At 66.6% G+C, this 14,707-nt stretch carries 13 protein-coding genes; 7 read left to right on the top strand and 6 right to left on the bottom strand.

The window, feature by feature from the left end:
* Positions 1–18: 18 nt before the first annotated feature.
* The 3 genes from ACNFH5_RS01235 to ACNFH5_RS01245 all read right to left on the bottom strand — a co-directional run bounded on the left by ACNFH5_RS01235 (position 19) and on the right by ACNFH5_RS01245 (position 2,719).
* Positions 19–453, bottom strand: coding sequence for an acyl-CoA thioesterase (locus ACNFH5_RS01235; protein ID WP_416743627.1), 435 nt, complete (start codon positions 451–453; stop codon positions 19–21).
* Between the two features lie 7 nt (positions 454–460).
* Positions 461–1,618, bottom strand: coding sequence for an iron-containing alcohol dehydrogenase (locus tag ACNFH5_RS01240; RefSeq protein WP_416743629.1), 1,158 nt, complete (start codon positions 1,616–1,618; stop codon positions 461–463).
* Between the two features lie 306 nt (positions 1,619–1,924).
* The gene (locus ACNFH5_RS01245; RefSeq protein ID WP_416743631.1) at positions 1,925–2,719 is read right to left on the bottom strand and encodes a thymidylate synthase; all 795 of its coding nucleotides are present in this window, start codon (positions 2,717–2,719) and stop codon (positions 1,925–1,927) included.
* A 210-nt stretch (positions 2,720–2,929) separates the two neighbouring features.
* On the opposite strand from ACNFH5_RS01245, the gene ACNFH5_RS01250 reads away from it, so the two are divergent.
* The 7 genes from ACNFH5_RS01250 to ACNFH5_RS01280 all read left to right on the top strand — a co-directional run bounded on the left by ACNFH5_RS01250 (position 2,930) and on the right by ACNFH5_RS01280 (position 9,943).
* The gene (locus ACNFH5_RS01250; RefSeq protein WP_416743632.1) at positions 2,930–3,436 is read left to right on the top strand and encodes a sugar dehydrogenase complex small subunit; all 507 of its coding nucleotides are present in this window, start codon (positions 2,930–2,932) and stop codon (positions 3,434–3,436) included.
* A gap of 2 nt (positions 3,437–3,438) precedes the next feature.
* The gene (locus ACNFH5_RS01255) at positions 3,439–5,028 is read left to right on the top strand and encodes a GMC family oxidoreductase (RefSeq protein WP_416743634.1); all 1,590 of its coding nucleotides are present in this window, start codon (positions 3,439–3,441) and stop codon (positions 5,026–5,028) included.
* Complete coding sequence (locus ACNFH5_RS01260; RefSeq protein ID WP_416743636.1) at positions 5,025–6,305, top strand: c-type cytochrome; 1,281 nt, start codon at positions 5,025–5,027, stop codon at positions 6,303–6,305. The genes ACNFH5_RS01255 and ACNFH5_RS01260 overlap by 4 nt, the downstream gene beginning before the upstream one ends.
* A gap of 133 nt (positions 6,306–6,438) precedes the next feature.
* Entirely contained in the window at positions 6,439–8,796 is a 2,358-nt protein-coding gene (locus ACNFH5_RS01265; RefSeq protein WP_416743638.1) for a tetratricopeptide repeat protein, read from the top strand.
* Positions 8,797–8,870: 74 nt separating this feature from the next.
* Positions 8,871–9,188: a DUF2388 domain-containing protein gene (locus tag ACNFH5_RS01270; RefSeq protein WP_416743639.1), complete on the top strand. Its 318-nt coding sequence runs from the start codon at positions 8,871–8,873 to the stop codon at positions 9,186–9,188.
* Positions 9,189–9,299: 111 nt separating this feature from the next.
* The gene (locus ACNFH5_RS01275; protein ID WP_416743641.1) at positions 9,300–9,626 is read left to right on the top strand and encodes a DUF2388 domain-containing protein; all 327 of its coding nucleotides are present in this window, start codon (positions 9,300–9,302) and stop codon (positions 9,624–9,626) included.
* Between the two features lie 95 nt (positions 9,627–9,721).
* Positions 9,722–9,943, top strand: a complete 222-nt coding sequence (locus tag ACNFH5_RS01280) for a hypothetical protein (RefSeq protein ID WP_024765734.1) — start codon at positions 9,722–9,724, stop codon at positions 9,941–9,943.
* Between the two features lie 210 nt (positions 9,944–10,153).
* Here ACNFH5_RS01280 and gcvP read toward each other — a convergent pair whose 3' ends face one another.
* From gcvP to gcvT, 3 genes are all read right to left on the bottom strand, one after another.
* Positions 10,154–13,030 (bottom strand): aminomethyl-transferring glycine dehydrogenase, encoded by a 2,877-nt coding sequence (gcvP, locus tag ACNFH5_RS01285; protein WP_416743642.1) that lies wholly within the window; start codon positions 13,028–13,030, stop codon positions 10,154–10,156.
* Between the two features lie 87 nt (positions 13,031–13,117).
* The gene (gene gcvH, locus ACNFH5_RS01290) at positions 13,118–13,507 is read right to left on the bottom strand and encodes a glycine cleavage system protein GcvH (protein WP_088415908.1); all 390 of its coding nucleotides are present in this window, start codon (positions 13,505–13,507) and stop codon (positions 13,118–13,120) included.
* Positions 13,508–13,574: 67 nt separating this feature from the next.
* Entirely contained in the window at positions 13,575–14,657 is a 1,083-nt protein-coding gene (gene gcvT, locus ACNFH5_RS01295) for a glycine cleavage system aminomethyltransferase GcvT (RefSeq protein WP_416743644.1), read from the bottom strand.
* Positions 14,658–14,707: the final 50 nt, after the last annotated feature.

Genomic DNA, 14,707 nt, shown 5'->3' on the forward strand with positions numbered 1-14,707 from the left:
GCTCCTACAAAGAGCCCGTCATAAGCGCACCAGCATCTCCATCGCCTCGCGCAGCGGCGCTGGGATCGACACCGGTCGGTTGCTCGCACGATCGACGAATACGTGCACGAATTTGCCCGCCGCACAGGCCAGTTCCTCACCCTCGCGGAAGACCGCCAGCTCGTATTGCACCGAACTGTTGCCCAGCTTGCCGACCCGCAGGCCGACCTCGATGCGCTCGGGGAAGGCCACCGGCGCGAAGTAGTCGCAGCTGGAACTGACCACGAAGCCCACGACGTCGCCGTCGTGGATATCCAGGCCACCGCGCTCAATCAGGTAGGTGTTCACGGCGGTGTCGAAGAAGCCGTAGTAGGTCACGTTGTTCACGTGACCGTAGATGTCGTTGTCGTGCCAGCGGGTGGTGATCGGCTGGAAATGCGCGTAGTCGGCGCGGCTGGGGTGCTGTTCGCTCATCGGGTTCTCAGAAGGCAGCTCGGTAGATGGCCAGCGCGTCGCTCTCGCTGACTTCACGGGGATTATTCACCAGCAGGCGCTGCTGCAACATCGCATCGGCGGCCAGGCGCGGCAGGCTGTCTTCCGGCACGCCGGCATCGCGCAGGCGCGACGGCAAGCCGCTGCGCGGACTGAGGTCGGCCAGTTCGATGATGAATTGCTCGGTAGGGTCGGCATCGTTGCGCAGGCGCTTGCCCAGCAGCAACGGCGCCAGTTCGGCGTAGAGCGGGCCGGCATCGGGCGCATTGAAGCGGATCACTTCCGGCAGCACCAGCGCATTGCTCAGGCCGTGGGGAATGTGGAAATGCCCGCCCAACGGATAGGCCAGCGCATGCACGGCGGCCACCGGAGCATTGGCGAAGGCCTGCCCGGCCAGGCAGGCGCCCAGCAGCATGGCCTGGCGCGCCTCGCGGTTGCGGCCGTTGTGCACGGCTTCGTCGAGGTTCAACGCCAGCAGGCGCAGGGCTTCGCGGGCCAGCAGGTCGGACAGCGGGTTCTTCTTCAGTTTGCTGGTATACGCCTCGATGGCGTGAACCATGGCATCGATGCCGGTGGCGGCGGTGACCGCTGGCGGCAGGCCGAGGGTGAGGTCGGCGTCGAGCACCGCCAGGTCCGGCAACAGGTGCGGGCTGACCACACCCATCTTGGTGGTCTCGCCGGTGGTGACGATAGCGATGGGCGTGACCTCCGAGCCGGTGCCGGCGGTCGTCGGCACCTGGATCAACGGCAGGCGCGGGCCGCGGGCGTTGCCGACGCCGAAGATGTCCTTCAGCCCCTGGGAGGCCAGTGGATGCGCGAGCAGCGCCACCAGCTTGGCGACGTCCATCGAGCTGCCCCCGCCATAGCCGATCACCAGTTGCGCGGCCATCCGGCGCGACTGATCGGCGGCGTCCAGCACAACGCTTTCCGGCGGGTCGGCCACAACCTGGTCGAAGACCTCAACCGCCACGCCGGCCGCAGCGAAGCCCGGCAGCACGCCGTCGAGCATGTTCAGGCGGGTGATGCCGGGGTCGGTGACGATGAGCACGCGCTGGGCGCCGCGCTCGCGGCAGAGCTCGCCCAGACGGGCGGCGGAACCACTTTCGCAGAGAATCTGCGCGGTGGTGGCGAAGCTGAAAGGCTGCATGACGGTCCCCGGTCTTGTCGTTGTAGTGCGGAAAATCCGTTGGCCACGGATCGGCGGCCAGCCGGGGGAGCATAGCAATGCGATGCAGGATCATGAAACCTCGTACCGCCAGGCGAAACGGTTATTCACCATATGAATGGCACGCGCGTGCTTGTTGGCTCTTCGTAGGAGCGAGCTGGCTCGCGAACAGAATCCCCGGTCGCTCGGGCGCTGGGCGGTTCGCGAGCAAGCTCGCTCCTACAAAAGGAATCGTGCAGAAATGAAAAAGGCCGGCATTGCGCCGGCCTTTTTTTCATCGAGGACAGATCAGACAGCGACCGGCGCCTTGATGTGCGGGTGAGCTTCATAGCCGACCAGTTCGAAGTCCTCGAAGCGGAAGTCGAACAGGTCCTTCACCTCGGGGTTGATCTTCATGGTCGGCAACGGCAGCGGCTGGCGGGTCAGCTGCAGGTCCGTCTGCTCCAGGTGGTTGGCGTACAGGTGGCAGTCACCGCCAGTCCAGATGAACTCGCCGGGCTGCAGCCCGGCGACCTGCGCGACCATCAGGGTCAGCAGCGCGTAGCTGGCGATGTTGAAGGGCACGCCGAGGAAGATGTCGGCCGAGCGCTGGTACAGCTGGCAGCTGAGCTTGCCGTCGGCGACATAGAACTGGAACAGCGCGTGGCAAGGCGGCAGGGCCATTTCGTCGATCAGCGCGGGGTTCCACGCGGAGACGATCAGGCGGCGCGAGTCCGGGTTCTTCTTCAGCATGTCCATCAGGTTGGCGATCTGGTCGATGTGGCGGCCGTCCGGCGCCGGCCAGGAGCGCCACTGGTAACCGTAGACCGGGCCCAGGTCGCCGTTCTCGTCGGCCCATTCGTCCCAGATCGAGACGCCGTTTTCCTTCAGGTAGGCGATGTTGGTCGAACCTTTGAGGAACCACAGCAGCTCATGAACGATCGATTTGAGGTGGCACTTCTTGGTGGTCACCAGCGGGAAGCCTTCGGCGAGGTCGAAGCGCATCTGGTGACCGAACACGCTGTAGGTGCCGGTGCCGGTGCGATCGCTCTTGAAGGTGCCGTGTTCGCGCACGTGGCGCATGAGGTCGAGGTACTGTTTCATCGCTGCGGTTTCACCCAAAGGCCGGTCGGTGAGGCTCTGCGGCGCGGCTCCAGGGTGGGCCGCCGGCAGAACCAATCGCCCGGCAGAATCTGAACAAGCGGCAATACTAAGGGCCTGGGCGCGCTATCGCCACCCTGGCCGACCAACACCCGATTCAAGCGGCGACAGACCGCGCTCCTCAACCGTTCGCCTGTTGCAAGAGAGGTCTTCATGTCCGAGGCACAACTGCCCACCTTCCCCCTGTCACGCCGCCGCCTGCTGGCGGTGGCCTGTGCCAGCGCCGCGCTCGGTGGCGTGCTGCTCAGCCCCGCCGCCCGCACCTGGGCCGCGCTGACGCCGCAGGCCGAGGCGGAGCTCGAAGGCTTCATGACCCTGTCGCAGCGCCTCACCGGGCGCAGCAACCTCGACCCTCGCATCGGCCAGCGTCTGTTCCAGGCCCTGGTACAGCGCGACAGCGCGCTCAAGCAGAGCCTGGTCGAGTTGCTCGATCGCCTGGGTGACGCCCCGGACAGCTGGAACGAACGTCAACAGTGGCTGGCCCGACAGATTCTCGGCGGCTGGTACCTGGGGCAGATCGGCGATGACACCGGGGCCACCGTGGTCACCTATGAACAGGCGCTGATGTTCCGCGCAGTGGACGATGTGCTGGTCATCCGCAGCTATTGCCCGAACAAGCCCGGCTTCTGGGCTGCCCAGCCCACCGAGCGGGGGGCGTGAGCATGGCCGATACGCAACGTGCGGATTTCGTGGTGGTCGGTTCTGGCGTGGCCGGCGCGCTGGTCGCCCATCAACTGGCCCTGGCCGGCAAGGACGTACTGATCCTCGAAGCGGGCCCGCGCATGGGCCGCTGGGAGATCGTCGAGCGCTTCCGCAACCAGGCGGACAAATCCGACAACCAGGCGCCTTACCCGTCCACCCCATACGCGCCGCACCCGCAGTTCAAGCCGGACAACAATTACCTGATCCAGAAGGGCGAACACCCCTACGACGTGCAGTACATCCGCGCCGTGGGCGGCACCACCTGGCACTGGGCGGCGTCCGCCTGGCGCTTCCTGCCCAACGACTTCAAGCTGCTCAGCCTCTATGGCGTAGGCCGCGACTGGCCTATTGAGTACGGCGAGCTGGAGCCCTGGTACCAGCGCGCCGAGGAAGAACTGGGCGTCTGGGGGCCCGGCGACGAGGAGCTCGATTCGCCGCGCAGCCAACCCTACCCGATGCCGCCGCTACCGCTGTCGTGGAACGAACAGCGCATCAAGACCCTGCTCAACGCCAATGGCTACCGCGTGGTCACCGAACCGGTCGCGCGCAACAGTCGCCCCTACGATGGCCGGCCGACCTGCTGCGGCAACAACAACTGCATGCCCATCTGCCCCATCGGCGCGATGTACAACGGCATCGTCCATGTCGAGAAAGCCGAGGCCGCCGGCGCCCGGCTGATCGAAAACGCCGTGGTGTTCAAGCTCGAGAAAGGCGAGGCCGGCAAGATAGTCGCGGCGCTGTACAAGGACCCGCAGGGCAACGAGGTGCGCGTCGAGGGCGACACCTTCATCCTCGCCGCCAATGGCATCGAGACGCCCAAGCTGATGCTGATGTCCGAGGTCGGCAACAGCTCGGACATGGTCGGCCGCAACCTCATGGACCACCCCGGCACCGCCGTGCAGTTCTATGCCGATGAGAAGCTCTGGCCGGGCCGCGGCCCACAGGAGATGACCTCCATGGTGGGTTTCCGCGACGGCGCCTTCCGCAGCGAGTACGCGTCGAAGAAGATCCACCTGTCCAACCTCTCGCGCACCGACCAGGTGGCCACCGAGCTGATCCGCCACGGGCCGTTGCTGCTGGGCCACGACCTGGAGGCGAAGATCCGCGACCGCGCCGCGCGTTTCGTACGCTTCGACAGCTTCCACGAAATTCTCCCGCACCCGCAGAACCGCATCGTGCCCAGCACCACCGAGCGCGACGCGGCGGGCATTCCCAAGCCCGAGTTCACCTATGCAATGGACGACTACGTGCGCAAGAGCGCGGTGCACACCCGCGAGGTTTACGCCCACGCCGCCAAGCTGCTGGGCGGCGAGGACGTGACGTTCGACGACAGCTTCGCCAACAACAACCACATCACCGGCACCGTTCTGATGGGCGCAGACCCTAAGGACTCAGTGGTGGACACCCAGTGCCGGACCCACGACCACCCTAACCTGTTCATCGCCAGCAGCGGTGTGATGCCCACCGTCGGCTCGGTGAACTGCACCCTGACCATCGCCGCCCTGGCCCTGCGCCTGGCCGAGCACCTGAAGCAGGAGGCCAAGTCATGAAACCACTCCTGCTGCTGGCCCTGCTTGCCACACCGCTGCTGGCGCATGCCGCCAAGGCCCTCGACCCAGCGCCGGCGGAACTGCTGCAACGCGGCGAATACCTGGCCCGCGCCGGTGACTGCGCCGCCTGCCACACCGCGCCGGGCGGCAAACCCTTCGCCGGCGGGCTGCCACTGGCCACGCCACTGGGCGCGGTGTACTCGACCAACATCACGCCCGATCCGAAGACCGGCATCGGCAGCTACAGCTATGACGACTTCGCCCGCGCCGTGCGCGAGGGCGTGGCCAAGGGCGGCACCCGGCTCTACCCGGCGATGCCCTACACCGCCTATGCGAAGGTCACCGACGAGGACATGAAGGCGCTCTATGCCTGGTTCCTCAACGGCGGCGTGCAGGCCGTGGCCCAGCCAAACCAGGACTCCGACATCGCCTGGCCGCTGGACATGCGCTGGCCGCTGGCGATCTGGAACCTGCTGTTCCACGACGATTCGGTCTACCAGCCCAACCCGAAGCAGAGCCCCGCCTGGAACCGTGGCGCCTACCTGGTCCAGGGTCTGGCCCACTGCGGTACCTGCCACACCCCGCGCGGCATGGCGTTCCAGGAGAAGGCCATGGACGAGCGCAGCACGGGATTCCTCTCCGGCGCCGCCCTGGGCGGCTGGTACGCCTTCAACATCACGCCCGACACCCACAGCGGCATCGGCGGCTGGAGCGACGCGGAGATCGTCCAGTACCTCAAGACCGGCCGCGTGCCCGGCAAGGCCCAGGCCGCCGGGCCCATGGCGGAGGCGGTGGTGCACAGCTTCCAGTACATGACCGACGCCGACCTGCAGGCCATCGCCAGCTACCTGCGCAGCGTGCCGGAGGTCAGCGACGGCGAGCGCAAGGCACGCTTTGCCTGGGGTAAGCCGGCGGACGACGTAGTCACCCTGCGCGGAGAAGACTTCGCTGCGCAGAAGCACGACGACGGGGCGCGTCTGTACCTGGGCAACTGCGCCAGCTGCCATTCGTGGAGCGGCGAAGGCGTGAAGGACGGCTACTACCCCATGCTGCTGAAAAACAGCGCAGTGGGCGCCCTGCAACCCGACAACCTGGTGCAGGTGGTGCTCGGCGGCGTGCAGCGCAGGGTGGGCAACGAAGACGTGTTCATGCCCGGCTTTGCCGGCACGCTGAACGACGAGCAGATCGCCACCCTGGTGAACTACCTCACCGCGCAGTTCGGCAACCCCGAGGTGAAGGTGGACAGCGCGCGGGTCGCCGAGATTCGCCAGCCCTGAAGCGCCGCGCCCCACCTTTTGCCCGGTGGGGTGCGGGTGCTCTCGCCTGCGCACGGCTTCTCGTTGACAGCCCGGCGCCCCTCGCCGAAGCTGCGGCGGTTCCTGGAGCCGCCACAAGAACAACGGAAGTCGCATGTCCCAGCCGAAGAAGCCCGTTCCCCGCCCGTCACCCCGCCCCCGTCGCGGCTGGATAGCGGCTATTGCCGGGGTTGTGCTGGCGCTGGTGATCGGCCTCTGGTGGTGGCTCGAGCACGACGGCGCCAACCTCCCTGTCCTGCCCTCCAGCCAGCCCACGGCAACGGCGGCCGCTACGCCGCCGGCCACTCCCGCGCTGGTCGACGAACAGCAGTGCCAGGGCTGCCACCAGGCGCAATTCGGTGACTGGCAACGCTCCCATCACCAGCAGGCGATGAAGCCGGCAAGCGAAGGCAATGTGCTCGGCGACTTCGACAACGTCACCTTCAAGGGCGAGCCCCAGACCACCCGCTTCTTCCGCAAGGACGGCGAGTACTGGGTCAACACGCCCGGCGCCGATGGCAAGCCGGCCGATTTCAAGGTGGCCTACACCTTCGGCTTCGAGCCGCTGCAACAGTATTTGATCGACTATCCCGGCGGCCGCCTGCAGGCCCTCGGCGTCGCCTGGGATAGCCGCAAACACCAGTGGTTCCAGCTGATGCCTGGCCAACGCATCGACTTCAAGGATGAGCTGCACTGGACCCGCCCGGCGCAGAACGCCAACTTCATGTGCGTCGAGTGCCACACCACCGGTTTCAAGCGTAACTACGACGCGAAGACCGACAGCTTCGCCAGCCACTGGAACAGCCTTGGCGTCGGCTGCCAGGCCTGCCACGGCCCGGCGTCCAAACATCTGCAATGGGCACGGGAACCCGACCGCAGCAGCGGCAAAGGTTTCGACGTGCCGCTGCAGAATGCCAGCCAGACAACCATCGTCGAAACCTGCGCGCGCTGCCACGCACGCCGCGCACCACTGGGCGATGGCTACCAGAACCAGCACCGCTTCATGGACGACTACCTGCCCAGCCCCCTGACCCGCGAGCTCTATGAGATCGACGGCAAGATCAAGGACGAGGTCTTCGAGTGGGGCTCCTTCACCCAGAGCAAGATGTTCGCCAAGGGCGTGCAGTGCACCGACTGCCACAACCCCCACAGCGGCGAGCTGAAGGCGCCCGGCAACAGCGTTTGCCTGCAATGCCACAACACCGCCGCCAAACCCGTGCGCCCGCAGATCGACGGCAAGGGGCTGCAGGCGAAGAACTACGACTCCCCCGAGCACCATCACCACAAGCCCGGCAGCGCCGGCGCGCAGTGCACCGCCTGCCACATGCCGGGGCGTTACTACATGGTCAACGACTACCGCCACGACCACGGTTTCACCCTGCCCGATCCGCAACACGCCCGCCACATCGGCGCGCCGGATGCCTGCCAGGCCTGCCACCGCGAGATGCCGGGCAAGCAGCTCGGCTCGACGTTCCGCGAGTGGTTCGATAGCGAACTGCCGGCCAAGCCCAATGCCTCCAGCAACCCCGCGCCACGCTATGACGACACCCTGTGGAAGGCACGCAACGGCAAGCCCGGCGCCTCCCGCGCGCTGCACCTGCTGCTGGCGACCACGGACCTGCCGGCGATCCGCCGGGCCACCCTGCTCAGCGAATTGCCCAGCTACCCCAGCCCGCGCTCGCTGGAGCTGGTCGCCCTGGGCCTGAAGGACACCGATCCCCTGGTGCGCCACAGCGCCATCCAGGCCCTGCCCTTGCTCGCCGCGCCCCAGCAGCAACTGCTGTTGCTCGCGCCGCTGCTGGCCGATCCGATCCGCGCGGTGCGCAGCGCCGCCGCCTGGCAACTGGCGCAATTGCCGCCGGCACTGCTGGCTGGCATCCAGCCGGAGCTGAGCAAGGGGCTGGCGGAATACGAAGCCATCCAGAACGAACTTGCCGAGCGTGCCGAAGCCCAATTCAACCTCGCCATGCTCTACGAGCGCAGCGGACGCACGGAGCTGGTGGAGCCCGCCCTGCGCGCCGCACTGGCGCGCGATGAAGACTTTCTGCCAGCCCGCATCACGCTGTTCCAGTGGCTGGAAGCCTCCGGCCGTGACGCCGAGGCTCGTCAACTGCTCGGCGACAGCCTGCGCCGGCAGCCCGCCTCGGGCCTGCTGCACCATGTCAACGGCCTCGCCCTGGTACGCCAGGGCCAACACGCACAGGCCCTCAAGGAGCTGCGCGAAGCCGTGCGACTGGCCCCGGACGACGACCAGTTCCGCTATGTACTGGCCATTGCCCTGCACGACGGCGGCGATGTCGATGGCGCTTGCCACGAGCTGGAAGCCCTGCTGCAGAAGCACCCGGCCAACCGCGCGGCGCGCCTGACGCTGATCGACTACCTGCGCGAGTCCGGGCAGTTCCAGAAGGTTCAGCAGTTCACCGCGGAGCTGGAGCAGCAGAATCCGGATGATCCATCACTCAAACGTGAGTGACATTTCCGACGACAGGATGGAACCGCGGAATTTTCCGATGCTCTGAGAGGCGCGCAATTACTCAAGGAACCATCATGCGTGTCCGTTTTTCCCCTGTTGTCGTAGCCCTCACCCTGCTCCCCCTCACCAGCGCCATGGCCGAAGATCGCGACTTCTGGCGCTCGGTCCTGACCTCCGGCGCCACCACCGCCTCGAGCTACCTGACCAGCCGTGACGACCACAAGCTGATCGGCCCGGCCCAGGACGACGCAGCCAGCTTCATCGCCACCGACGGCGCCATCCGTGGTCCGTACCTGGAAGCCACGCTGCAGCAGATGCGCAGCGCCGACCCGGCCCTGGCGCAGGCCAGTGACGCCGAGCTGGCTTCGGCGATCCTCGCCGCCCAGCGCTGATCGAACGCGGTGTGCGCAGCGACCGCTCGCGCACACCGCTGCAGGAAAGTTGGAACTCAAGCCAGACGAAGCGTCTCTCACCTGTACACGGACCTTGCGGAGGTGTACCCGATGCGTACCGCGAAACTGGCCACAGCCTTTGCCCTGATCGCCCTGCCCTTTGCCTCGGCCATGGCCGACGGTGACTTCTGGCGCGACGTCATTTCCTCCGGCGCCACCACCGCGTCGACCTACCTGACCTTCAAGCACGACAAGCTGATCGTCGCCGCCCAGGACGATGCGAGCGCCTTCGTCGCCAGTGACGGCGCGATCCGCGGCCCCTACCTGGAAGCCGCCCTCACCCGCCTGCGCAGCGACGACGCCGCCCTGCAGGACCGTAGCGACATGGAACTGGCCAACGCCATTCTCGTTCGTCGCGATGACGCATCCGCCCAGTGACACCCACCGACGCGGCCCGTGGCGCTCGCCGCGGGCCAAGCCGGCGGGTCGCGGCTGTGTTCTACTGACACTCCAATTCCGACACGGAGTGTCCCATGAACGATCCCATTCAGCCGCTGAAGATCACCCTGATCCTGCTGATCGTCAGTGAAGGCTTCTGGCTGCTCAGCCGCCTGCTCAGCGTGGTCGGCCTGGAGATCTATTCGCTGCTGCCGTCCGCCGTCTACAACCTGATCGGCATGCTCAGCAACGTGCTGATGATCGTGCTGTTCGCGTTGTTGATCCGCCTGATCGGCCGCTTGCAGCTCAAGCCCTGAAGTGCTCTGCCGGGCCAGTTCGCTCCCACGCCGGAACGGACCTGTAGGAGCGAGCTTGCTCGCGAACCCTCCCAGCTCCGGCGCCGCCAGGAAATCCGTTCGCGAGCAAGCTCGCTCCTACGAAAAGCCCATGAACTCGCTCCTACGAAAAATAAAAAAGCCGCCCGAGGGCGGCTTTTTCAGTTCAGCGCATTCACTTCAGCGCACAACTCACTCGCGGTAATCGTCCACCGGCACGCAGGCGCAGAACAGGTTGCGGTCGCCGTAGACGTTGTCCACGCGGTTCACCGCCGGCCAGTACTTGAAGGCGCGGGTGTGTTCGGTCGGAGTCACCGCTTCGGCGATCTGGTACGGGCGATCCCACAGCCCGGTGACGTCCGCCAGGGTGTGCGGCGCGCGCTTGAGCGGGTTGTCTTCGGCCGGCCACTCGCCGGTCTCGACCTTGGCGATCTCCGCGCGGATCGACAGCATCGCCTCGATGAAGCGGTCCAGCTCGTGTTTGGACTCGCTCTCGGTAGGCTCCACCATCAGCGTGCCCGGCACCGGGAAGGACATGGTCGGCGCGTGGAAGCCGTAGTCCATCAGGCGCTTGGCCACGTCTTCCTCGCTGATCCCGGTCTGCGCCTTGAGCGGGCGCAGGTCGAGGATGCACTCGTGGGCAACGCGCTCGTTGCGGCCACGGTAGAGCACCGGGAAGGCTCCATCGAGCTGCTGGGCCAGGTAGTTGGCGTTGAGGATCGCGACTTCCGTGGCGTCGGCCAGTTGCGGGCCCATCATGGCGATGTACATCCAGCTGATCGGCAGGATGCTGGCGCTGCCCCAGGGCGCGGCGCTCACCGCACCGTTCAGCGGGTTCGGGCCTTCGATGCGGATCACCGGGTGGTTGGCGACGAAGGGCGCCAGGTGCTTCTTCACGCCGATCGGGCCCATGCCCGGGCCGCCACCGCCGTGGGGAATACAGAAGGTCTTGTGCAGGTTCATGTGCGACACGTCGGCGCCGATGTCCGCCGGACGTGCGAGGCCGACCTGGGCGTTGAGGTTGGCGCCGTCCATGTAGACCTGGCCGCCGTGGCTGTGGATGACCTCGCAGATCTCGCGGATACCTTCCTCGTACACGCCGTGGGTCGACGGGTAGGTGATCATCAGGCAGGACAACTGCTCGCCGGCTTCGGCCGCCTTGCGCTTGAGGTCCTCCATGTCGACGTTGCCGCCCTTGTCGCACTCGACGATGACCACGCGCATGCTCGCCATGATCGCCGAGGCCGGGTTGGTGCCGTGGGCCGAGGACGGGATCAGGCAGATATTGCGGTGCGCATCGCCACGGCTTTCGTGATACTTGCGGATCGCCAGCAGGCCGGCGTACTCGCCCTGGGCACCGGAGTTGGGCTGCATGCAGATGGCGTCGAAGCCGGTGATTGCGCAGAGCCAGCTTTCCAGCTCCTCGATCATCAGGCGGTAGCCCTCGGCCTGCTCGCGCGGCACGAAGGGGTGCAGCGTGGCGAATTCCGGCCAGGTGATGGGGATCATCTCACTGGTGGCGTTGAGCTTCATGGTGCAGGAGCCCAGCGGGATCATCGCCTGGTTCAACGCCAGGTCCTTGCCTTCGAGCTGGCGCAGGTAGCGCAGCATCTCGGTTTCGCTGTGGTGGCGATTGAACACCGGGTGGCTCAGGTAGCCGCTGCTGCGTTGCAGGGCAGCGGGGATGCCGTCGGCGACCTTGCCGGCATCGAGCTGGGCAACATCCAGGCCGTGGCCGGCACCCAGCAGGATGTCGAACAGGCTCGCGAGGGTGTCGGCGCTGGTGGTTTCGTCCAGGCTCACGCCCAGGCGGTCTTCACCGACGATGCGCAGGTTCACGCGGGCGGCGCGGGCGCGTTCGACGATGGCCAGCTGCTGGGCGCCCACGTCCAGGGTCAGGGTGTCGAAGAAGTGCTGGTTGACCAGCTTCACGCCCTTGGCGGCAAGGCCGGCGGCCAGGACGGAAGTCAGGCGGTGCACGCGCTGGGCAATGCGCTTGAGGCCCTGCGGACCGTGGTACACGGCGTACAGGCTGGCGATGTTGGCCAGCAGCACCTGGGAGGTACAAACGTTGGAGTTGGCCTTCTCGCGGCGGATGTGCTGCTCGCGAGTCTGCAGCGCCATGCGCAGTGCGGTATTGCCACGGGCGTCCTTGGACACGCCGATGATCCGGCCCGGCATGGCGCGCTTGTACTCGTCGCGGCAGGCAAAGAAGGCCGCGTGCGGACCGCCGTAGCCCATGGGCACGCCGAAGCGCTGGGCGCTGCCCAGGACCACGTCGGCGCCCAGCTCGCCCGGCGGGGTGAGCAGCAGCAGCGCGAGCAGGTCGCTGGCGACGCAGGCGATGGCCTGCTGCGCGTGCAGGGCGTCGATCACCGCGCGCAGGTCACGGATTTCGCCACGGGTGTCCGGATACTGCAGCAGCGCGCCGAACACGGCGTGCTGGCCGAGGTTGTCCAGCTCATCCACCACCACGTCGAAGCCGAAGGCTTCAGCGCGGGTCTGCACCACGGAGATGGTCTGCGGGTGGCAATTGACGTCGACGAAGAACAGGTTGCTCTTGGCCTTGGCCACGCGCTTGGCCAGGGCCATGGCCTCGGCGGCGGCGGTGGCTTCATCCAGCAGCGAGGCGCTGGCGAGGTCGAGGCCGGTTAGGTCGATGGTCATCTGCTGGAAGTTCAGCAGGGATTCGAGACGACCCTGGGCGATCTCCGGCTGGTACGGGGTGTAGGCGGTGTACCAGCCGGGGTTCTCCAGCACGTTGCGCAGGATCACGGTCGGGGTCAGGGTGCCGTAGTAGCCGGTGCCGATCAGGCTGGTCCACAGCTCGTTCTTCTGCGCGTAGCCCCTCAGCTTGGCCAGAGCGCCCTGTTCGTCGAGGGCGGTCGGCAGGTCCAGCGGCCGGTTCAGGCGGATCGCCGGGGGCACCGTCTGTACGATCAGGTCGTCGCGGTTGCCGAGCCCGAGGGTGTCGAGCATGGCTTGCTGCTCGGCGGCGTCGGGGCCCAGGTGGCGGGCGAGGAAGGCATCAGGCTGGTGCAGCTGGGAAAGCGAAGGGGTGTTCGACATGGCCACGGTCTCGAAAAGTCGGTCCGTAATCGGTCCGTAAAAAAGAACAGGCCCCGACGAGTCGAGGCCTGTGTGTACAGCAGTGTCTTACGCGTCGGCGTCGCTGGCAGCGCGGTAGCCGGCAGCGTCGAGCAGCTTGTCCAGCTCGGCCGGGTTGCTCGGCTTGAGCTTGAAGAACCAGGAACCGTACGGGTCGTTGTTCACTTCTTCGGGGGTGTCGGCCAGCACGTCGTTGACGGCGATGACTTCGCCGCTTACCGGGGCGTAGATGTCCGAGGCGGCCTTCACCGACTCGACGACACCGGCTTCCTGACCGGCGGCGAGGGTCTTGCCCACTTCCGGCAGCTCGACGAAGACCACGTCGCCCAGGGCTTCCTGGGCATGGTCGGAGATGCCCACGGTCACGCTACCGTCGGCTTCCAGGCGCGCCCACTCGTGGCTGGCGGCGTAACGCAGGTCGGCGGGGATATTGCTCATCTTGTTGTTCCTCGGGGACTGGGCGACGGGCGGCGGTACCGCCCTCTTCTAAGTTAGATCATGCAATTTAGATCAGGGCTTTGCCATGACGCACGAAATTCGGCTGAACGACGCGAACCGGGTACCACTTGCCACGGATTTCCACTTCGGCACGGTCACCGGTGGCCGCCGGCACGCGGGCCAGGGCGATGGATTTGCCGAGCGTGGGGGAGAAGCTGCCGCTGGTGATCTCGCCTTCGCCGACGCCAGCAACGCGAACCACCTGGTGGGCGCGCAGTACGCCGCGCTCCTCCAGCACCAGACCGACCAGCTTGGGCGCATCACCGGCGGCCTTCTGTGCTTCCAGTGCCTTGCGGCCAATGAAGTCGCGGCCTTCGGGTTCCCAGGCGATGGTCCAGCCCATGTTGGCGGCCAGCGGGGTGACATCCTCGTCCATGTCCTGGCCGTAGAGGTTCATCCCGGCTTCCAGGCGCAGGGTATCGCGCGCGCCCAGGCCCGCCGGGGCGATGCCGGCGCCGACCAGGTCGTTGAGGAAACCTTGCGCCTCGACGGCCGGCAGCATGATTTCCAGGCCGTCCTCACCGGTGTAGCCGGTGCGGGCGATGAACCAGTCACCGTCGGCCTTGCCCTGGAAGGGCTTGAGTTCACGGATCAGCGCGGCGCGCGAGGGAGTGACCAGTTCGGCGGTCTTCTCGCGGGCGTTGGGGCCTTGCACGGCGAGCATCGCGAGGTCGGGGCGTTCGGTCAGGGTGACGTCGAAGCCTTCGGTATGCGCCTGCATCCAGGCCATGTCCTTGTCGCGGGTGGAAGCGTTGACCACCACGCGGTAGCCATACACGCCGAGGTAGACGATCAGGTCGTCGACCACCCCGCCGCGTTCGTTGAGCATGCCGCTGTACAGCGCCTTGCCCGGAACCTGCAAACGTTCGACATCATTGGCCAGGAGTCGCTGCAGGTATTCCTTGGCCTGCGGACCGGTGACGTCGACCACGGTCATGTGGGAAACGTCGAACACGCCGCAATCGCGACGTACCTGGTGGTGCTCTTCGACTTGCGAGCCGTAGTGCAACGGCATGTCCCAACCGCCGAAATCGACGATCTTGGCGCCGAGGGCAACGTGCAAATCATAGAGCGGCGTGCGCTGTCCCATGGGTGTTCTCCTTCCGGGCGAGGCGGGTGCGGAGCGCGAGTACGGCCCGC

It is taken from the genome of Pseudomonas sp. NY15435 (assembly GCF_048068295.1).
GTDB lineage: Bacteria > Pseudomonadota > Gammaproteobacteria > Pseudomonadales > Pseudomonadaceae > Pseudomonas.